Origin of the sequence: Schauerella aestuarii (assembly GCF_009866805.1) — a bacterium.
GTDB lineage: Bacteria > Pseudomonadota > Gammaproteobacteria > Burkholderiales > Burkholderiaceae_B > Schauerella > Schauerella aestuarii.
The window spans coordinates 95815-114674 of the sequence record NZ_SIZW01000042.1 but is presented as its reverse complement, the minus strand read 5'-3'; the positions used below and the strand labels follow the sequence as shown (position 1 = coordinate 114674).

17 protein-coding genes are annotated in these 18860 nt (G+C 63.3%); 9 read left to right on the top strand and 8 right to left on the bottom strand.

All coding sequences use genetic code 11. The features are described from left to right. Positions 1-58 precede the first annotated feature (58 nt). Complete coding sequence (locus EYW45_RS15630) at positions 59-1528, top strand: MFS transporter (RefSeq protein WP_161136369.1); 1470 nt, start codon at positions 59-61, stop codon at positions 1526-1528. Positions 1529-1555: 27 nt separating this feature from the next. Here EYW45_RS15630 and EYW45_RS15625 read toward each other — a convergent pair whose 3' ends face one another. From EYW45_RS15625 to EYW45_RS15610, 4 genes are all read right to left on the bottom strand, one after another. Further along, entirely contained in the window at positions 1556-2371 is an 816-nt protein-coding gene (locus tag EYW45_RS15625) for an IclR family transcriptional regulator (protein WP_161136368.1), read from the bottom strand. A gap of 169 nt (positions 2372-2540) precedes the next feature. Further along, positions 2541-3314, bottom strand: coding sequence for an alpha/beta hydrolase family protein (locus EYW45_RS15620; RefSeq protein ID WP_161136367.1), 774 nt, complete (start codon positions 3312-3314; stop codon positions 2541-2543). Beyond that, positions 3311-4435 carry a DUF3182 family protein gene (locus EYW45_RS15615; RefSeq protein WP_202444755.1) on the bottom strand — a complete coding sequence of 375 codons (1125 nt, stop codon included), beginning with the start codon at positions 4433-4435 and terminating at the stop codon, positions 3311-3313. The genes EYW45_RS15620 and EYW45_RS15615 overlap by 4 nt, the downstream gene beginning before the upstream one ends. 102 nt (positions 4436-4537) lie before the next feature. Next, on the bottom strand, positions 4538-4915 hold the full coding sequence (locus EYW45_RS15610) for a winged helix-turn-helix transcriptional regulator (protein WP_161137053.1): 378 nt from the start codon (positions 4913-4915) through the stop codon (positions 4538-4540). Between the two features lie 242 nt (positions 4916-5157). On the opposite strand from EYW45_RS15610, the gene EYW45_RS15605 reads away from it, so the two are divergent. Further along, positions 5158-5772 carry an NAD(P)-dependent oxidoreductase gene (locus tag EYW45_RS15605; RefSeq protein WP_161136366.1) on the top strand — a complete coding sequence of 205 codons (615 nt, stop codon included), beginning with the start codon at positions 5158-5160 and terminating at the stop codon, positions 5770-5772. Between the two features lie 157 nt (positions 5773-5929). Here EYW45_RS15605 and EYW45_RS15600 read toward each other — a convergent pair whose 3' ends face one another. Beyond that, positions 5930-6400 (bottom strand): Hsp20 family protein, encoded by a 471-nt coding sequence (locus EYW45_RS15600; RefSeq protein ID WP_161136365.1) that lies wholly within the window; start codon positions 6398-6400, stop codon positions 5930-5932. Between the two features lie 234 nt (positions 6401-6634). On the opposite strand from EYW45_RS15600, the gene EYW45_RS15595 reads away from it, so the two are divergent. Beyond that, complete coding sequence (locus EYW45_RS15595) at positions 6635-7177, top strand: methylated-DNA--[protein]-cysteine S-methyltransferase (RefSeq protein ID WP_161136364.1); 543 nt, start codon at positions 6635-6637, stop codon at positions 7175-7177. Between the two features lie 35 nt (positions 7178-7212). On the opposite strand, the gene EYW45_RS15590 is transcribed toward EYW45_RS15595, so the two are convergent. After that, entirely contained in the window at positions 7213-7974 is a 762-nt protein-coding gene (locus tag EYW45_RS15590; RefSeq protein ID WP_161136363.1) for a sulfite exporter TauE/SafE family protein, read from the bottom strand. 136 nt (positions 7975-8110) lie between these two features. Between EYW45_RS15590 and EYW45_RS15585 the strand changes: the two genes are divergently transcribed. Both EYW45_RS15585 and EYW45_RS15580 read left to right on the top strand, forming a co-directional pair. Further along, positions 8111-9004 carry a LysR substrate-binding domain-containing protein gene (locus EYW45_RS15585; RefSeq protein WP_161136362.1) on the top strand — a complete coding sequence of 298 codons (894 nt, stop codon included), beginning with the start codon at positions 8111-8113 and terminating at the stop codon, positions 9002-9004. Between the two features lie 102 nt (positions 9005-9106). Beyond that, a complete protein-coding gene (locus tag EYW45_RS15580) occupies positions 9107-10006 on the top strand; it encodes an AraC family transcriptional regulator (protein ID WP_161136361.1) in 900 nt (299 codons plus the stop codon). On the opposite strand, the gene EYW45_RS15575 is transcribed toward EYW45_RS15580, so the two are convergent. Further along, on the bottom strand, positions 9994-10908 hold the full coding sequence (locus tag EYW45_RS15575) for a LysR family transcriptional regulator (RefSeq protein ID WP_161136360.1): 915 nt from the start codon (positions 10906-10908) through the stop codon (positions 9994-9996). The genes EYW45_RS15580 and EYW45_RS15575 overlap by 13 nt on opposite strands. Before the next feature lie 127 nt (positions 10909-11035). Between EYW45_RS15575 and EYW45_RS15570 the strand changes: the two genes are divergently transcribed. Then, positions 11036-11962 carry an alpha/beta fold hydrolase gene (locus tag EYW45_RS15570; protein ID WP_161136359.1) on the top strand — a complete coding sequence of 309 codons (927 nt, stop codon included), beginning with the start codon at positions 11036-11038 and terminating at the stop codon, positions 11960-11962. Between the two features lie 63 nt (positions 11963-12025). Further along, positions 12026-12532, top strand: coding sequence for a thioesterase family protein (locus tag EYW45_RS15565; protein ID WP_161136358.1), 507 nt, complete (start codon positions 12026-12028; stop codon positions 12530-12532). Between the two features lie 10 nt (positions 12533-12542). Here the strand turns inward: EYW45_RS15565 and EYW45_RS15560 are convergent, their stop codons facing one another. After that, a complete protein-coding gene (locus tag EYW45_RS15560) occupies positions 12543-13460 on the bottom strand; it encodes a LysR family transcriptional regulator (protein ID WP_161136357.1) in 918 nt (305 codons plus the stop codon). 114 nt (positions 13461-13574) lie between these two features. Here EYW45_RS15560 and EYW45_RS15555 point away from each other — a divergent pair, with 114 nt between their 5' ends. Together EYW45_RS15555 and EYW45_RS15550 are read left to right on the top strand one after the other, a co-directional pair. Next, the gene (locus EYW45_RS15555) at positions 13575-17111 is read left to right on the top strand and encodes a molybdopterin-dependent oxidoreductase (protein ID WP_161136356.1); all 3537 of its coding nucleotides are present in this window, start codon (positions 13575-13577) and stop codon (positions 17109-17111) included. Positions 17112-17287: 176 nt separating this feature from the next. Continuing rightward, positions 17288-18736: a short-chain fatty acid transporter gene (locus EYW45_RS15550; protein ID WP_161136355.1), complete on the top strand. Its 1449-nt coding sequence runs from the start codon at positions 17288-17290 to the stop codon at positions 18734-18736. Positions 18737-18860: the final 124 nt, after the last annotated feature.

Here is an 18860-nt window from a genome sequence, read left to right as displayed (position 1 = left end):
TGAAGACGCCCGTGCTGACGCCGCGTTGAATGGGCACCCGGGTTGCTGTGGCGAAAGCATGAACGCCACCGCCGCCCCTTCGCTTTCTCAGGTGCCCGCCACGGGTGCCACGACCGACATTCCGGCGCGGCTCGACCGGCTGCCCTGGTCGCGGTGGCACTGGCGCGTGGTGATCGCGCTCGGCGTGGCGTGGATCCTCGACGGTCTGGAAGTCACGCTGGTCGGGTCGCTTGGCAGCATTCTGGAGCGTCCGGAAACCCTCGGCTTGAGCGCCTCCCAGGTCGGCTGGTCGGGGTCGATGTACATTCTGGGCGCCGTGATCGGCGCCCTTTTCTTTGGCCGCCTCGCCGATGTGCTGGGTCGCAAAAAACTGTTCTTGATCACGTTGGCCGTCTACATGGCCGCCACGCTCGCCACCGCGTTTTCCGATGCCTTCTGGTTCTTCGCGGTGTGCCGCTTCGTCACCGGGTTGGGTATCGGCGGCGAATACGCGGCCATCAATTCGGCGATCGACGAACTGGTGCCCGCCCGCGTGCGCGGACGCGTCAGCCTGGCCATCAACGGCAGCTTCTGGGTCGGCGCGGCACTGGGCGCGGGCCTGAGCCTGGTGGTGCTCGATCCGGCGGTCATGCCCGTGCACTGGGGGTGGCGTTTTGGATTCATTCTGGGCGCGGTGCTGGCGGTGGCCATCCTGCTGGTGCGGCGCGATGTGCCCGAAAGCCCCCGCTGGTTGCTGGCGCATGGGCGTGCCGACGAAGCCGAAGCCATCGTGGCGGACATCGAAAAACGCGTGGCCGCCGAGCACGGCACGCTGCCGCCCATCCCTGCGCATACAGGTGTGTCGATGGGCGCGCGCGCGGCGCCCAGGATGGCTGATATCGTGCATGTGCTGCTGCACACCTATCGCCGGCGCAGCGTAGTGGCGCTGGCGTTGATGGTGTCGCAGGCATTTTTCTACAACGCCATCTTTTTCACTTATGCGCTGGTGCTGACGCGATTTCACGGCGTGGCAGACGACCGCGTGGGGCTCTACATCTTTCCGTTCGCGGCTGGGAATGTGCTCGGCCCCTTGCTGCTGGGCCCGCTATTCGACCGTATCGGCCGGCGCAAGATGATTGCGTTCACCTACATCGTGTCGGGTATCGGATTGGCATTGACCGGGTGGGCGTTCATGGAAGGCTGGCTCACCGCCTTCACCCAGGCCTTATGCTGGTCTGCGGTTTTCTTTCTGGCCTCGGCGGCGGCCAGCTCGGCCTATCTCACCGTGAGCGAGGTGTTTCCGATCGAAATGCGGGCACTGGCGATCTCGCTGTTCTATGCCGTGGGCACAGGCGCTGGTGGCTTCGTGGGTCCGATTTTGTTCGGCGCCCTGATCGAAAGCGGCAGCCCGACTGCGGTGGCGGCCGGCTATGCCTTCGGCGCCCTGCTTGTCATCGTTGCAGGACTTCTGGCCCTGCGATTTGCGGTCAATGCCGAGCGCCGCTCGCTCGAGGACATCGCGGCGCCCATGACAAGCACACGGAACTGAAGTCGGTCGATCGATTGGCCGCGCGACTCAGCAGCGCCCCACCAACTGATCCAGCGCCTTCAACGATCCGGCTTGCAGCGGCATCAGCCGGGCGCAACCGATCAACTCGGCCGCCATCATCTCGCATGCGGCTGGGTCGAAATCGCTGGTATGCCCGGTGATGGCGATGCAACCCACAGGCTGCCGGTCCCACGACACGAAGTTTGCCGCCATCGCGCTCAAGCCGTCGTAGAACTCATCTTCGATGCGGACGACACCCCGATCGACCGCGGCAAGATCGGCACTCAAGGCGGCCCAGGACGTCTTGGTTTTCGTCGTGAACGCCGCATACGGCTCCGGCCCAAGCATCGTGCGGCGGCGTGCCTCGTCCATCGTCAACAGCAGTGCCTTGCCCGGTGCCGACGCATACAGCGGCCCGTGCAGCCAGGTGGTGTAGTACGGGCTCAAGGAGCCTGCCGTCTGCATGACGTCGACCACCAGGCGCTCGTCGCCCAGATAGATCACGAGCACCACCGTTTTGGCCACTTTGGCGGCCAGCTCGCGCAAAATGGGATCGGCCTCGCGGCGCAGTTGCTCGATAGGATGCAAGAGCGGCAGCGGCCGCAAGGTCTTGGGGGAAGCCAGATAGCGCTTGCCGTCGCCGATGCGCAATACCTGTTGCGCTTCCTCCAGGGTGCGAAGCAGCCGCAATGTGGTGCTCAGATCCAGTTCGGCCGCGCTTGCGATCTCGGCCAGCCCCAGCGGTTGGCCGGCAGCAGCAAGGATATCGAGGACGGCAAGTCCGCGGAGCAAGGTGCCGGTGCGCGCATTGGCTGGCGGAGGCGTTGAAGGTAGGGTGGGCATGGCGGTAAATAAAGCGTGACGCGCCCGAACCTGCAGTGGGCTGGAGTTCTACATATCTTCGAGGTACAGCGGTGCGGCTTCAGACCGCCATTATCCCCGGATGCCCGGGAAACCGTATGTCATTGATGCGTCCAAGAGATGCCCCATATCGCCCGTTTGGGACCTCAAATCAGCCCGTCAACACCGGTGGCCCATAGCCCAGACCGCCCAGACGCGCGCCCGAGACCATCTCAGTCGCCCAATTAAGGAGAATCCATGTGTAGGCTTCCTGCGACGCTTCGGTGGACAGCGCGTGATCGGCACCATCGATGATGCGGTGCGTCAACGAATGCGCCTGCTGAAACGCCGCGCGATAGCTCATGATCGCGGGATGCGGCACATAGGTGTCGTGTTCCGACTCCACGATCAGCACGTCCCCTCTGAATGCGGAACACGCGCGCAACGCCCGATTGTCCTGCGGCAGGACATGGGTTTGACGATAGGCCGTGAGGTCGGCGCGATTGAGTTGCCCCTTAGGCATCGTCCAATGCTCGTCCCGATACAACGCCGGCACCTGCAGCGCCAGCCACTTCACCGGGCGATGGGTGGTCAGCAAGGCGGCCAGGTAGCCGCCGTAGCTACTACCCACGATGGCGATTGCCTCGGGATCGACCGACGGATGTGCCGCCAGCATGTCGTAGGCCGCCACCACATCACGGTAATTGTCTTCGCGCGACACTCGGCCGTGCTGCGCCTGCGTCGCGGCATGGCCGCGCAGATCGAAGGTGAGGCATACGCAGCCCAATGCCGCCACACCGCGGGCGCGGGCCAGGTCGCCCTTCTGCCCGCTCCCCCATCCGTGCACGAAAAGCACGCCGGGCAACTGCGTGCCCGGCGCGAGAAAGGTACCGGCGATCTCTTCGTTCTGAACATTGATCTCGATCGATTGACTGGTTGTGCTCATACCTTCTCAACCACGACGTACTTGATCATCGGACCGCACTCGCTATCGTCACCTCGATAAACGATCGACGCCTCGGGCGGACAGTCAGCCGCCAACCCGTAACGTTCGCGGGTGGTCGCCCGAATCCGGTTCAGGCTGGGGTCTTCGCGAAACGCCACCAGCGCGGCCAATTCCGCCCCACTCGCCCCGCCAATCCGCCAGGATTGTTCGAGCACGCCGCTCAACGGCTGCCCTGAGGCATCGGTGCCGGTCACCATGTCGTAATTGCGGCGCGAGGCAAAGAAGCCCGGGAAGCATGCATCTGCCGCGTCGTCATAACACCGCGCCTGCTCGATCGCCGTGCGTTCATGCGGGTTCAACTCGGTGTTCAACAGGGCATCGAAGTCGCCGCGCACCACATTGAGCGACGAGCCGCCGTACACCATCTCGCCGTCATTGGCGGGTGTCAGGCACTGCGTGCCCACATAGCTGGCGATCAGGCCATCGACCACGACTTGTCCCACACTGAAGGTGGTGACGTCTTCAAGATGCAACTCCAGCACGACACCGCACTCCGCCAGTTCGCGCGCATCGATGGCGGCCAGGGCATTCGTCAATTCGCGGGCATCGGTCACGACCGACTGACCGCGTCCAGCCGTGGCATTTACCGGCTTGACGCGAACCGGACCGCGGGGCCAGAGTTGCGCGCACGCGGCATGGGCATCGGCCTCGCAAAAGGCCGTCCAACCCGGCAGCGTGGCATGTGCCACGCGCTCGGTAAATGCGTTCGACCAGCCTTCGGGCGCTTGCGCATCAGGTCGAATCAACGGGTGTGTAATCGCCTTGGTGGCCACGAAACGATGCGGCACATGGCCGCCGAACACGTGTGTAGGATCGATAACGGACAACGCGTCGAGTTCCGGCGCGGCGATCAATGTGCCGGTGGGTACGTAGTACACCCGCCCCGGCAACGCGGCGCCCGGATCGTAGAGCCCGGCGAAAGGCACGCCATGCAACGTGGCCAGTTGCCGCGCCACTGCGGCATGGCTGGCCAGCTCATGCGGCGGTAGCCGGCGCGTCGGGTAAAGCACGACGGCGTGGATCAGCATTTCGAGCGGTGCGGATTGCAAAGCCAGCAGCATGGTGTCGTTCCAAGGCGGGAGGGTGACGCCGATTCAGCAATGATTGTGCCCCCTTGCCGCCCGGCCTCTGCCGCCCGCAGCGCTTGAGCCCACGTCGCAGGGTCAAACGACCGCCGATGCGGCCTTTTCGGCGTCGTACCGCGCCTGGGCGCTGAGTACCGATTCAATATTGGATTCAGCCCAGGCAATCAGCGCCTTCAGAGAACCCGACAACTCGGCCCCCAGCGGCGTGATGCTGTACTCAACGGTGACTGGCACGGTCGCAAAGGCCTCCCGGCGCACCAAGCCGTCGCGTTCGAGCCGTTTGAGCGTCTGCGACAACACTTTCTGCGACAAACCGGATACCTGACGCAGCAGCGCGTTGAACCGCTGCGGCCCATCAGCCAAGAGCCCCAATAACAGCACCGTCCATTTATCGGTGATGCGATCGAGCGCAAAGCGGGTTGGACAATCCGCAGCGTATGCATCCCAAGCCTTCATGGTGATTTCCCGGCCGTTTCCTGGTGGTAACCAGGTGAGTTCAAAGTGCGTTCTTCCCAACGCGATAGGTCGCCAGTATAGTTTCTTTCGGATACTAGGTGATCTTAGGAAACCCACTAACCGCCTTGCCATTTTTTCCGTAGCGTCATCGTTTCGGCGGCGCCGCTGCGCAATGCATTCGTCACCGACCGCCGACAGGCGTCGGTTCGCAGGCCGCCTCGCTTACCCACAAGGAATCTCTCATGACCTCTTCCATCGCCCTTATCGGCGCCTCCGGCAACGCCGGCTCACGCATCCTCAATGAACTCAGCCGCCGCGGCTACCTCGTTACCGCCATCGCACGCAACGCCGACAAGATTGCAGCGTTGCCCGGCGTCACGGCGAAGGCCGGCGATGTGCACGATGCGGCAGGGCTCACTGCCCTGCTGCGCGGTCATGACGTGGTGATCAGTGCGGTGCACTTCACGGCCAGCGATGCCGCCACGTTGATCGCCGCGGTCAAAGCCGCCGAACCGAAGCGTTATCTTGTCGTCGGCGGCGCCGGCAGTCTTGAGGTTTCCCCTGGCCTTGCATTGATCGATACGCCCGACTTTCCAGCGATCTACAAAGACGAGTCGGGCAAGGGTGTCGCGTTCCTGCAGCGCCTGCGCGAGGAGCCCGAACTGGACTGGACGTTCCTCTCGCCATCGGCCGATTTTTCCGCAGGCGACCGCACCGGGATTTTCCGTCTGGGCAACGATGCGTTGTTGACCAACGAACACGGCAGCCGCATTTCGTTTGAAGATTACGCCGTGGCGCTGGTTGACGAGATCGAAACGCCCGCACATCGCCGCGCGCGCTTCACTGTGGGCTATTGAAAACGCAGGATGCCAGGCGATGCGGCAGCCTGCGTTCGACCGTTGGACGAACGACTTGGCCCGCACGACACTCACGTGTCGGACGGGCCTCATCAATGCGATACGACGACTGCGCCGGCATCGACAGGGCTGCCTTGCAGCCCCGTGTCAGGCGCGATTACGCGGCGGCGTTCTCCAGCACGGGCTGCGGCTGCTTGAACGTTTGGCCACCGATCGGAATGCGCTTCGGCTTGGCTTCTTCCGGCACGTGGCGCACCAGATCCACATGCAGCAAACCGTTCTTCAGGCTGGCGCCCTTGACCTCGATATGGTCGGCCAAACGGAACGACAATTTGAAGGCGCGCTGCGCAATGCCTTGGTGCAAATAGGTGACCTTTTCGTCGCCGCTTTCACGGCGTCCGCCGCTGACGGTCAACACGCCGCGCTCGACTTGCAGCTCCAGATCGTCGTCCTGGAAACCGGCTGCCGCGATCACGATGCGATAGTCATCGTCGCCCCGTTTTTCAACGTTGTAGGGCGGATAGGTGCTGCCCGATTCGTTGCGCAAGGCGGACTCGAACAAGTCGTTGAATCGATCGAAACCGACGGAACTGCGAAACAGCGGAGCAAGCGAAAATGTGGTGTTCATAATGAAGGAATCTCCCGAGATATCAGCAAGTTTCAATGTGGGACCCGATTGCGGCATCCCACTGCAACCTATGTAGGGCCGCCATTTTCGATTTCAAGAGGTGTCGATTCCATGTGGCAGATTGTGCCGCCCGTTACCGCATCCTCTAGAATCAGGCATCGCTCGCGGCGGCTCGCCATGCTCCGCGTTCCATGCACCACTTTTCCGCGCACTGCTCCGCATGCGCTGCGATTCATGCACCTCTTTCATCACGTGCTCGCCTCGCCGATCGGCAATATCGCCATCACCACGGATGCCGCCGATGTTGCCCACGCCGTCACGCTCCAGGAACGCGATGCGGATCTGCCCAAGTTGCTGACGCGGCTTTATGGCGTGCACACCCTGCAGCGTGCTGCCTCGTCCGGCTTGGCCGTGCAAGCGCTGGCGCGCTACTTCGAAGGTGAGCGCGCGGCGTTGGCTGAGATCGCCGTGGCACAGCCCGGCAACGCGTTGCAACGGCAGGTGTGGTCGGCATTACGCAACATTCCGGTCGGCACAGTCACCCACTACGGCGCCCTGGCAAAACGGCTGTCGATCACCGATCGCGGCGCGGCGTGGAAGATTGGCCAGGCCAATGCGGCCAACCCCATCGCCATCGTCGTGCCATGTCACCGGGTGATCGGCAAGAATGGCATGTTGACGGGATTTGCGTGGGGCATTGATCGCAAACGTTGGTTGCTGCTGCACGAGGGCGCAGACCTGTCGGACGGTGCGTCACTGTTGTTGCCCGGCTTCTAGATGAAGCGCGGCGCGCGGTGCCCACTGCGTGACCGTCAAGCGGTCGCGATCAGGTACCCGCCCAGCAGCAACAGGCTGCCCAGAAACACGCGGCGAAAGACCTGCGGCGACATCGTCTTGCGCAGTCCTTGTCCCAGAGCCATGCCCAACAAGGCCGGGGCCAGCATCCAGAACGACGCGCCCGCCGATGCGATGTCGTAGCTCCCGTTCATCATCAGGCCGGCCGCCAAGGCCAGCGTTGATACCGTGAACGAGACGCCCATGGCCTGGATCAGCGCCTCGCGCGGTAATCCCAACGCTTGAAGATACGGCACCGCCGGCACGGCAAACACCCCCGTAGCCGCTGTGACCAGGCCGGTAAGCATGCCCACCAGCGGCCCCCATACCCACTCGGCCCGCGCAGGTACGCGGATCGATGCGCCGGATAGCCCCCACAGCGCGTACGCGATCAAGGCCGCACCGAGCGAGACCGTTGCCCAGGCACCCGCCGGCGCGCCGAGCATCCATGCGCCGCCCAGTGTGCCCACGCACACGCCGACCTGCATGCCGCCAATCCGACGCAAAACCCCCGGCAGCGTGGCCACCGGGCACATTTGCCATAGATTCGTCGCTAGCGACGGCACGATCAACAATGCCGCCGCCTGCGCGGGCGGCATCAGCAACGCCAGCAAGGCCATCGCTACCGTAGGCAACCCCAAACCGACGACCCCTTTGACCACACCGGCCGCCAGAAACACGCCGGCAATCGCCAGCACCAAAGGCCAGGAGGAGAAGGAAAACAAGTCGCTGGAAGCCATGGTTTGAAGCCGTTCGAGGGGGTTCGGGCGGATGCCGGTCAGCCATTGTGTACGTCATATGCGATTCCCCGATAGCGGGATATCCTTGAAGCTGCCTAAGGCACAGCCTAAGGGAGCACATGCTAGGATTTTCATCATGCGTTTCGACCTGACCGATCTGCGGCTCTTCCTGCATATCCACGACACCGGCACCATCACGGCGGGCGCCCAGCGTGCCCACATGACCGCGGCGTCAGCAAGCGAACGCATCCGCGGCATGGAGGACACACTCGGCGTGCCGTTGCTCGCTCGCGGACGTCGCGCCACCACGGTGACCGACGCCGGCCGCACGCTCGTGCATCATGCCCGCGCCGTGCTGCATCAGATGGACCGCCTGCACAGCGAGCTGGGGCAATACGGCGGCGGACTGACCGGCCACGTACGCCTGCTGTGCAACACCGTTGCCTTGAGCGAATATCTGCCCGATGCGCTCGCGCCTTTCCTGCTGGCCCATCCGCGCGTCTCGCTCGACCTGGAAGAGCGTCTCAGCCTGGACATCGTGCACGCGGTGCGCACCGGCCGCTGCGATCTTGGTGTGGTGTCGGACGCCAGCGATCTCGAAGGTCTGCAAACCGCCCTTTTCCGCCCTGATCCGCTCGCGGTCATCGTGCCGCGCGGCCATGCGTTGGCACAGCGCGAGGCCGTGTCGTTGGCGGATCTCTTCGGTCAAGACCTCATCGGGCTGGTCGAAGACAGCGCCCTGCAAAGGCACATCGATCTGCACGCCAGACGTTTGGGCACACCATTGCATTACCGCATTCGCTTGAGCACGTTCGACGGCATCTGCCGCATGGTCGGCCATGGCATCGGCATCGCCGTCGTGCCGCACGTGGCCGCGCGGCGAGCCGTACGCGCACGCACCGTCGCACGGCTGCACCTCAGCGATCCCTGGGCGCGCCGCCGGCTGATGCTGTGCGTGCGGGATGTGGACACCCTGCCGCCTTATGCCCGCGCCGTGTGGGCGCACCTGCAGTACACGCCGCTGGTCTGATCCTTGCAAACCCTTGCACGATCCTCTCGCGCCAGGCAACGATGGCGGCGGCGTTATTTACAGAATATCGCCCTGCCCCTAGACTGCACCGAGGAGGCTGTCATGCAATCGCTACAAGCGCTTCAAACCCTGATCAAACAATTCTGCTTAGCGCCCATCCAGGTCACCGATATTCCACGGGTGTGGCTGGTGCGATCGGATTCGACGACCGAACCGATGCATGTGGTCTACGAGCCGGTGCTCTGCATCGTGGCACAAGGCCGCAAGCAGGCGTTTCTCAATCGGCAGGTGATTCATTACGACGCCTCGAACTACCTGGTCGTCTCAGTCGATCTGCCGGTCACCGGCGTCGTGTCCGAAGCCAGCCAGGATAAGCCCTATCTCGCCTTTGCCCTCACCCTGGATCGCACGCTGCTGGCCGACATGTTGCTTGATCTCCCGCCCATGGCAGACCTTGACGAGCCGCACCGGGGTTACGGCGTGAGTCCGATCAGCGAGGATCTGCTCGATCCCGTCGTGCGCCTGATGCGCCTGCTTGAACGACCGGCCGATATTCCCATGCTCGCACCGCTGATCGAACGCGAAATCCTGTACCGTCTGCTCACCGGCCCCCAGAGCGCGATGCTGCGGCAGATCGCCTTATCCGGCTCGCACCTGTCGCAGATCGGGCGTGCGATCGATTGGATCAAACGCCACTACGCCGAAGCGTTCAGCGTCGAGCACCTCGCGCGCTTGTCGAACATGAGCGAATCCGCCTTCCACCGGCATTTCAAGTCCGTGACGGAAATGAGCCCTCTGCAATACCAGAAGCGCATCCGCCTGCAGGAGGCGCGCAAACGGTTGCTGATCGACGAAGCGGACGCCGCCAGCGTGGGCTTCGCGGTGGGCTACGGCAGCCCGTCCCAGTTCAGCCGCGAGTACGCGCGGCTCTTCGGCGCCCCGCCCGCACGCGATGCGGTGCGGTTGCGCAACTCGGCGGCAGAACTGGTTCAGGCGGCCTGATTGCCCTGGGCCGCCTGTCCGGCAAAAGCAGCCACCAGAAAATCCACCATTACTCTTACGTTGGCACTGAGCTGCCGACGGCTCGGATAGACTGCGAGTACGTCGATATCCGGCATGCGGTAGCCCGGCAGGAGCGGCACCAGCCGACCGGCTCGCAAATCGTCGCCGATCAGAAATGTCGGCTGCCAGATGATGCCGCAGCCCGCTAGCGCCGCCGCGCGTGCAGTATCGCCGTTGTTGGTGTGCATGCGATAGCGCACTGTCACGGTATGAGGCACCTGCTCGGAATCGACGAATTGCCAAGCCTGCGCGGTGCGTGCATAGGTGTACCCCAGGCACCGATGCGCCTTGAGATCCTGCGGCGTATCGGGTGCGCCATGCACCGCCAGATACCCAGGCGAAGCGCACACCACATTGCGAGAGGTCATCAGCTTGCGCGCCGCATGCGTGCCCGACGGCAGCCGCGAAATACGAATGGCCAGATCGAAACCTTCCTCCACAATGTCGACGATCCCATCGATCAATGCGATATCCAATTCCACATCCGGATACCGGGCCATAAAGACCGGCCACAAAGGTGCCAGCCGTGCGATGCCGAAACTCACGGGCACATTTACGCGCAACCGGCCGCGGGGTTGGATCGTGGCCTGCTGCGCGATGGCATCCGCGTCGGCGAAGGCTTCCAATAGATATCGGCCGCGCGCGTAATACGCCGCGCCGCTCTCGGTCAATGACAACGTGCGGGCACTGCGATTGAGCAAACGCGTACCCAAGTGCGCTTCGAGTTCAGTGATGTATCGCGTTACGTTGGCGGGCGATGTGTCGAGCGCTTCCGAGGCGCGCACGAAACTGCCGCGGCTGACAACCATCACAAACACTTCCATTGCGCGTAACCGGTCCATGCTCGCTCCATGATTCACTAAATGGGAATGGTGCATTCACATTGGCAGCCTTCAATCCGCGGCCGTTAGCTCCTAAAGTCGGATGACGCCCACGGCCGCGCTGGCCGGACGAGTCATGGAGTCCATCATGTTTCCTTCCAATTCGTCTCACCGCAATCCCCCCGCAACCGGCCTGGTGCCCTCGCATGCGTTGCACGCCAACGATGTGGCTCAAAACGACACCTTGCTGATGACCGTCGATACCGCTGAGGTCAACGGCGTTACGCTGCATTACCGCATCGCGGGCCAAGGCAGCGCCGTCGTGCTGTTGCACGGCTATACGCAAACTGGCGACATGTGGCTGCCTTTACTGCCCCGCCTGATCGACCATCACACCGTGATCGTTCCTGATCTGCGCGGCGCCGGACTTTCCGGAAAGCCCGATGGCGGTTACGAAAAAAAGACGTTGGCGGCCGACATTCACGCCCTTGTGCAATCGCTGGGTTTCAAGCACGCGTGCGTCGTAGGTCACGACATCGGACTGATGGTTGCCTATGCCTACGCCGCGCAGTTTCCAGAATCGACCGATCGTGTGGTGCTGATGGACGCGTTCCTACCCGGCATCGGCAACTGGCAAGAGGTGTGGCTGCTGCGCGATCTGTGGCACTTTCACTTTGTGGGCAAAGTGCCCCTGGCGCTCGTGGCCGGCCGTGAGCGCATCTATTTCGAACACTTCTGGAACGATTTCGCGGCCGACCCCACCCGTTCGTTATCGGAAGCCGACCGCCACCGTTATACCCAAGCTTACGCGCAACCCGAGGGAATGCGCGCAGGTTTCGAATACTTCAAAGCGTTCGAACAGGACGCACGCGACTTCGCCCTGCTGGGCAAGCACCCCATCACGATGCCCGTGCTTGTGCTTACCGGGGAAAAAGCCTCTGGTGCGGGGTTGATCGATCAGACCCGTCTGGTGGCGAATCACGTTGAGGGCCGCATCGTTCCCGGCGCAGGCCATTGGCTGATGGAGGAGGCGCCGGAGGTGACAATGACGGCAATTGCTGCATTTCTGGCCTGAAAAGCGGGATGGACGCCGGCAGCGGTCTCATGGAAAATGCACCAAACCATTTTGCTGAGCCCTATGACTTCGACGCCGATTTCTCCGGATACGACTCCACTGCCTACCATCGATCTGACGGTCGAATCCGACTGGATCGATCTGTACGGCCACATGAACGCGGCCAAATATGTGTATGTGTTCGATCATTACGGCTATCGGCTTTTCGATCACTTCGGCATCGGCGAGGCCTACACACACGACACAGGCGCCGGCGTCTATACGCTCGAGATACACACCACCTACCGGCAGGAGTTGTTGGCGGGAGAGGCGCTCTCGTTGCGGTTGCGGCTGCTCGATGCTGATGACAAACGCCTGAGCGTGCTGATGGAGCTCTTCCGCCGCCGCGACGGGTTGCTTGCAGCCACGATGGAGCAGCTCAGCATCCATGTGGATCTCAACACCCGCAAGGTCAAGCCCTTCCCTGACGACGTGCGCGACGCCCTTGCCGGTGCCGTCGGCATGCATCGGCCCGTGCCGTTGCCCGAACGTTTCGCCCCCCGCCTGACGATGGCCCGCCCTGCGCGATAAGGCGCACCGCTCAACTCTGCGCGAGCGCCTTGATCGACACGCGCAGAAAGCCCATCAGCGTTTCGCTGCTGGGCGACAATCCATCCGCCTTGCGCCATACGCCGCCGATATCCATCGTGGGGACGGCGTCGCTCAGATCGCGGCGCATGATGCGCCGGCCCTCCAGCGACCACGGGCGATAAACCAGATCCGACAGGATTGTGACGCCTTGCTGCAGAGCCACGAGGCTGCGCACAGCCTCAAGCGAACCGCTTTGGTACCGCACGCGGGGCTGCAGGCCATACTCGCCCCAATACTTGCCCACGGTTTCGATATGCTCGTCCATGTCGAGCAACACATAATCCGCCTGTGCCACTGCCGCAAGGCTGACCGTGGACGCGTGCTGAAGCGGATGATCGGGGTGCGTCCACAGCCGGCGCGGCGATCGCAGCATGGTGTCGTATTGCAGCTTGTCGAAGCGCGTGAGATTGGAAACGATGGCCAACGCAAAATCGAACTCGCCTGCGAGCAGGCCTTGCTCGATCTGCGCCCGGTCCCGTTCCACCACATGAATTTTGAGATTGGGAAAGCGTTGCGCCACAGCGGCAATCACCGCGGGCATCAGATACGCCGAGATCGTTTCCGTTACGCCCAACCGCACCTCGCCATGCAGATCGTCGGCGACCGCACGCATATCGTCGACGGCCCGTTCGACCGCCCCCATCACGAGCTGGGCATGCCGCACAAAGCGCTCGCCGGCGTCAGTCAGATGTAGCCCACGCGCATGCCGCACGAAAAGAGGCACGCCCAGCGCCTGCTCCATGTTGCGCAAGGCGATCGTCATCGACGACTGCGACACATTGCATTGCAACGCCGCGCGCGACACCTGACCCGTTTGCGTGAGCGCGAGGAAATATTCGAACTGCCGCAACGTAACGGGTGGCGCCATGATATTGATTTACTCGATATCCATCATTCAATAATTTATATTAGCAATATTGCTGCGCCGCTTCTAGTATCGATCGATTGAACAACTGGCAAGACAACGACCAACGAGAACGTGATGTCTGCAACGGAAATACGGGGCTACTGCACGTTATGCCGATCGCGCTGCGGCACGACCAATGTCGTCGATGGTGACGCACTGATCCGCGTGACGCCCGATCCGGACCATCCAACCGGGCAGGCCATGTGCATGAAGGGCCGCGCTGCACCCGAACTCGTCCACAGCCCTCATAGGGTGTTGCATCCGATGCGCCGCACCCGCCCCAAAGGCGACGCGGATCCGGGCTGGGAACCCATTTCCTGGGACACGGCACTGACTGAGATCGCCGCCAGACTCGACGCGATACGGCGCGAGAATGGCCCTGAGGCGGTCGCCTTCGGCGTCACGACGCCCAGCGGTACGCCACTGTCGGACAGCATCGATTGGATCGAGCGGTTCGTGCGCGCCTTCGGCAGTCCGAACATCAGCTATGCCACCGAGATCTGCAACTGGCACAAGGATTTCGCGCACGCCTTCACCTACGGCTGCGGCATGCCTACCGCCGATTACGCACAGGCCGAACTCATCATGCTGTGGGGCCATAACCCCGCCAATACGTGGCTGGCGCAGGCGCATGCCATCGGTGTGGGACGCGCGGCAGGGGCGAAGATGCTGGTGATCGATCCCCAGCGCACGGCACTGGCCGCCCAGGCCGATGCCTGGTTGCCGGTTCGGCCAGGCACAGACGCCGCACTTGCCTTGGGCTTGGCACATCTGCTGATCGACGGTCGGCGATACGACGACGCCTTCGTACGCGAATGGACGAACGCGCCCTTGCTGGTGCGTGACGACACCGGATGGCTGCTTCGTGCGCAGGACTGCCTCGTCACAGCGGACGGGACCCATGATGCGTCCTCGACCACACCGGGTCGGACGCCGGCCGCACGCGCCGCATTGCACCCCGGCGCCAAAGCACAACATCCCGCCGATGACCACACGGCGTTTGTGGCCTGGAACACGGCCGTTGCAGCACCCTGTCGTTACGACACCCGCCGCGAGGGCGCTTCCCAGGGCAGCGCCGATTTTGCGCTGCACGGCGTCTTCACCGTGCAATTGGCTGACGGCCGCAGCGTGACCTGCCGGCCCGCGTTCGACCTGCTCGCCACGCAATGTGCGGCGTTTCCGCCGGATCGCGTAGCCGCCATCACGGGCGTCTCCGAGCCGCAGTTGACGGCCGCGGCCGACCTGCTCGCCAGCAGCCGCAAGATCGCTTATCACGCATGGACCGGAATCGGCCAACACGCCAACGCCACGCAAAACGAGCGTGCGATCGCCGTGCTGTACGCGCTCACCGGCAGTTTCGACCGCACCGGCGGCAATCGCGTTTATACCCGGCAACCCGCCCGGGCGATGAATGGATTGGATCTGATTTCGCCTACTCAGCGCGCCAAGGCCATCGGGTTGGCCGAGCGGCCGCTGGGCCCCCCTGCCATGGGGTGGATCACTGCACGCGACATGTACCATGCGATTCTTGAAGGCGTGCCATACCCGATACGCGCCATGTTTGCGTTCGGCACCAATCCGCTGGCCTCGCAGGCCGATACCGCACAAGCCCAGGCGGCCTTGCAGCACCTAGAATTCCATGTGCATTGCGACCTGTTCATGACCCCATCGGCGAGCTACGCCGACATCTTCCTGCCGGTCAATACACCGTGGGAACACGAGGGCTTGCGACTGGGCTTCGAAATCAGCGAACGCGCCGAGGCCCAGATCCAACTGCGCGCGCGAATGGTCAGCCCACGCGGCGAATCGCGGTCCGATAACGACATCGTGTTCGACCTTGCGCAGCGCCTGGGCCTCGGGCATCTGTTTTTCGACGGCGATCTGGCGCGTGCCTGGGATCACCAGCTTGCGCCGCTCGGCATCACGGTGCAGGCGTTGCGCGCCGCGCCGGAGGGCATCCAGCGGCCGTTGACGCATCGAGACCGCAAGTATGCCGAGGACGCGGCCGGCGGCGTGCGCGGTTTTGCCACCGACACGCGTCGCGTCGAGCTGTATTCGGAGAAGCTGCATCGACACGGCTATTTTGCATTGCCCACGTATACGCCAGCGCCGGATGCACCGAGCGACGACCGGTTTCCCTTGCTGCTCACCACCGCCAAGAACGGCTACTACTGCCACAGCCAACATCGTGCGCTCGCTTCGCTGCGCCGCCGCGCACCGTTGCCGCAAGCCGGCATCAGCCCCGCACTCGCCGCACGCCGGTCCATCGCTGCCGGCGACTGGTTGCGCGTCCGGTCGCGGCACGGTGAGGCCCGTTTCGTCGCCCGGGTCGACCCCGATCTGGGGGACGATATCGTTGTGGGCGAGTTCGGGTGGTGGCAGGCGTGCCCTGAACTCGGCCAGCCGGCCTTTCCCGTTCGCGGCGCGGGCAGCAGCAATTACAACAGTCTCATCAGCGCCGAACGTGCCGATCCCATTAGCGGCTCGGTACCCATGCGTGCCTTTGCCTGCGAGATCGAGCGCGATCCGGCGAGCGACCCCGCCAGGCGTCCCTGGACCGGCTTTCGTGCGGCAAAGATTACCGACGTGCAACGCGTGGCCGAGGGCGTGCTGCAGATCGCGCTGGCCGCCGCCGATGGCGGCCTGTTACCCGACTTCCACCCGGGTCAGCACATCAGGTTGCGGGTGCCCGATCGCGACACCAGCGCCGCGCCGCTCACACGCGCGTACTCGCTCACCGGCGCGGCTGTCCGCGTGGATCGCCGTCACTACACGATCGCGGTGCGGCGGCAAGGCGGTACGCATGCGGACGGCACGCCCTTTCACGGTGCTATGTCGACCCATGTTCATACGAGCCTGAAGGTTGGCGACGCGGTCGAGATCGGCGCACCGAGTGGGCAGTTTGTGCTGCCTCTCGCGTCGCCTCAACCTGTAGTGTTGATTGCCGGCGGCATCGGGATCACGCCGTTTCTGTGCTACCTCGAATCGCTGCTCGATATGCCATCGATGCCCGAGGTGCATCTGCACTATGCCAATCGCCACCGCGCCACACACGCGTTCCGCGAGCGCCTGAACGACTTGCGCCGCCAGTTGCCCCGCCTTTCGATCGTCGACTACTACAGTGAATCGCGTACCGATGACCAGGACGCGGCCGACGCGCCGAAGCGCCGCATGCTCGAGGCCGCCGTGGTCAGCGATGCGCTGATCGCGGCGCGTGCGCGCGTGTATATGTGCGGCCCCGACGCCATGATGAAAAGCGTGTCGCGCGATCTGATCGCGCGCGGCATGCCGGCATTCGACATCTTCAGCGAAGTGTTCCGCTCGCCACCGGTGTTCGATGCGACGTCGGATCAGCACTTTCCGGTGACGTTTGCCCGCGCACAGATGGGGGCCAAGCCCTGGTCACCCACCGACGGCACTTTGCTCACATTCAGCGAAAGCCTGGGCCTGAACCTGCCCAGCGGCTGCCGCGTGGGGCAATGCGAAAGCTGCGCGGTCACGATCGTTTCCGGTCAGGTGCGCCATCTGCATGGCGGCGAACCCGACGATCCCGATGTCTGCCTGACCTGTCAGGCCGTACCCGTCAGTGCGCTGGTGCTCGATGCCGGATGACCGCTCGACGTTGACGTTGCCTTTGCCTGCCATGCCTTCGCCCGCTTGGTCTTTGTCTGCTTTGCCTTTGTCTGCTTTGCCTTTGTCTGCTTTGCCTTTGTCTGCTTTGCCTTAATCGCCACACTGCCGAACTCGTAGAGACGAGAGGCTTCACACGACTTGCTCAGGGGAAAATCATGAAAACAGAATCGCTGGAATCGCCGGGCCGCCGAGACGCGCCCGCAGAAGGGGTGTTGGAAAAAATGGCGGCCGGCGTCACACGTTGGTCGGAACGTTGGTTTCCCGATGCCTATATTTTTGCCGTCATTGCGGTGATCGTGGTGGCCATAGCGGCCATGGCGATCGGCGCGCCAGTCAAAACCGTGGGCGTGGCCTTCGGAGACGGTTTCTGGAGCCTGATCCCGTTCACCATGCAGATGGCCTTGGTGGCCATCTCGGGCTATGTGGTGGCTGCATCGCCGCCCGCCGCACGGTTGATCGCCTGGATGGCCCAACGGCCCAAAACCGGCCCGGGCGCGATCTGCTACGTCGCCCTGATCAGCATCATCGCATCGCTCTTCAACTGGGCCATCAGCCTGATTTTCAGCGGTCTCCTGGTGCGCGCCCTCGCTCGCCGGCTCGATCTGAAGATGGACTATCGCGCCGCGGGCGCAGCCGCCTATCTCGGTATGGGCGCCACGTGGGCGCTCGGCCTGAGCTCATCGGCCGCACAACTGCAGGCGAACCCGGCCAGCCTGCCGCCCTCGCTGCTGCAGATCACCGGCGTGATTCCGTTCTCCGAGACGATCTTATTGTGGCAATCGATGGCCATCGCCGTCGTGCTCACGGTGGCATCCCTTATCGTGGCCTTCTACTCCGCGCCTCGTGGCGACAACGCCATCACCGCGCAACGGATGGGTGTGGAGTTGGGCGAGACGGTGCAGCGCGCCGAACCACCGAAACGCCCTGGTGATTGGCTTGAATACAGCCCAATCCTCACCATCCTGCTCGTCGCGCTGGGCGGCATCTGGATGTACAACGAGTTCACCACCAAGAACACGGTGCTGGCCATCTCCAACCTCAACACCTACAACTTCGTTTTCCTGATGATCGGCATGCTGTTGCACTGGCGGCCGCGCAGCTTTCTTGCTGCGATCGCCAAGGCCGTGCCGTCGGTAAGCGGCGTGCTGATCCAGTTTCCGCTCTATGGCGGTATCGCTTTCATTCTGACCAAGGCAGGCGGGACCGATGGCCACACGGTGGCGCACATGCTGTCCGAATTCTTCGTATCGGTATCGTCGCAGGCGTCCTTTCCGGCATTGATGGGCGTGTATTCCGCAGTGCTCGGCTTTTTCGTGCCCTCGGGCGGCGGCAAGTGGATCATCGAAGCGCCGTACGTGATGCAGGCCGCCAACGACCTTCAGGTGCATCTCGGTTGGGCCGTTACGGTGTACAACGCCGCCGAAGCCCTGCCCAACCTCATCAATCCGTTCTGGATGTTGCCGCTTCTGGGCGTGCTCGGGATCAAGGCGCGCGATGTGGTTGGATTTACCTTTACGCAATTGATCGTGCACACGCCGATCGTGCTCGTCATGCTGTGGCTATTGGCCGCCACGCTGGAGTACAAGCCGCCGGTCATTCCGTAACAGGCGCGCTCGAAGGCGCGCGGCAGGTACGATTGGCCGCGCGCGACACCGCGATCCCTGCGAGACGCGTCAGCCGCGATATGATCCAACGCTCGACGCTATATTGCGCGCGTGCTCGTCGAGC

Bases quoted from the DNA above. Each gene is read 5' to 3' on its own strand.
- EYW45_RS15630 (WP_161136369.1), top strand. From the start codon at position 59: ATGAACGCCACCGCCGCCCCTTCGCTTTCTCAGGTGCCCGCCACGGGT.
- EYW45_RS15625 (WP_161136368.1), bottom strand. From the start codon at position 2,371: ATGCCCACCCTACCTTCAACGCCTCCGCCAGCCAATGCGCGCACCGGC.
- EYW45_RS15620 (WP_161136367.1), bottom strand. From the start codon at position 3,314: ATGAGCACAACCAGTCAATCGATCGAGATCAATGTTCAGAACGAAGAG.
- EYW45_RS15615 (WP_202444755.1), bottom strand. From the start codon at position 4,435: ATGCTGCTGGCTTTGCAATCCGCACCGCTCGAAATGCTGATCCACGCC.
- EYW45_RS15610 (WP_161137053.1), bottom strand. From the start codon at position 4,915: ATGAAGGCTTGGGATGCATACGCTGCGGATTGTCCAACCCGCTTTGCG.
- EYW45_RS15605 (WP_161136366.1), top strand. From the start codon at position 5,158: ATGACCTCTTCCATCGCCCTTATCGGCGCCTCCGGCAACGCCGGCTCA.
- EYW45_RS15600 (WP_161136365.1), bottom strand. From the start codon at position 6,400: ATGAACACCACATTTTCGCTTGCTCCGCTGTTTCGCAGTTCCGTCGGT.
- EYW45_RS15595 (WP_161136364.1), top strand. From the start codon at position 6,635: ATGCACCTCTTTCATCACGTGCTCGCCTCGCCGATCGGCAATATCGCC.
- EYW45_RS15590 (WP_161136363.1), bottom strand. From the start codon at position 7,974: ATGGCTTCCAGCGACTTGTTTTCCTTCTCCTCCTGGCCTTTGGTGCTG.
- EYW45_RS15585 (WP_161136362.1), top strand. From the start codon at position 8,111: ATGCGTTTCGACCTGACCGATCTGCGGCTCTTCCTGCATATCCACGAC.
- EYW45_RS15580 (WP_161136361.1), top strand. From the start codon at position 9,107: ATGCAATCGCTACAAGCGCTTCAAACCCTGATCAAACAATTCTGCTTA.
- EYW45_RS15575 (WP_161136360.1), bottom strand. From the start codon at position 10,908: ATGGACCGGTTACGCGCAATGGAAGTGTTTGTGATGGTTGTCAGCCGC.
- EYW45_RS15570 (WP_161136359.1), top strand. From the start codon at position 11,036: ATGTTTCCTTCCAATTCGTCTCACCGCAATCCCCCCGCAACCGGCCTG.
- EYW45_RS15565 (WP_161136358.1), top strand. From the start codon at position 12,026: ATGACTTCGACGCCGATTTCTCCGGATACGACTCCACTGCCTACCATC.
- EYW45_RS15560 (WP_161136357.1), bottom strand. From the start codon at position 13,460: ATGGCGCCACCCGTTACGTTGCGGCAGTTCGAATATTTCCTCGCGCTC.
- EYW45_RS15555 (WP_161136356.1), top strand. From the start codon at position 13,575: ATGTCTGCAACGGAAATACGGGGCTACTGCACGTTATGCCGATCGCGC.
- EYW45_RS15550 (WP_161136355.1), top strand. From the start codon at position 17,288: ATGAAAACAGAATCGCTGGAATCGCCGGGCCGCCGAGACGCGCCCGCA.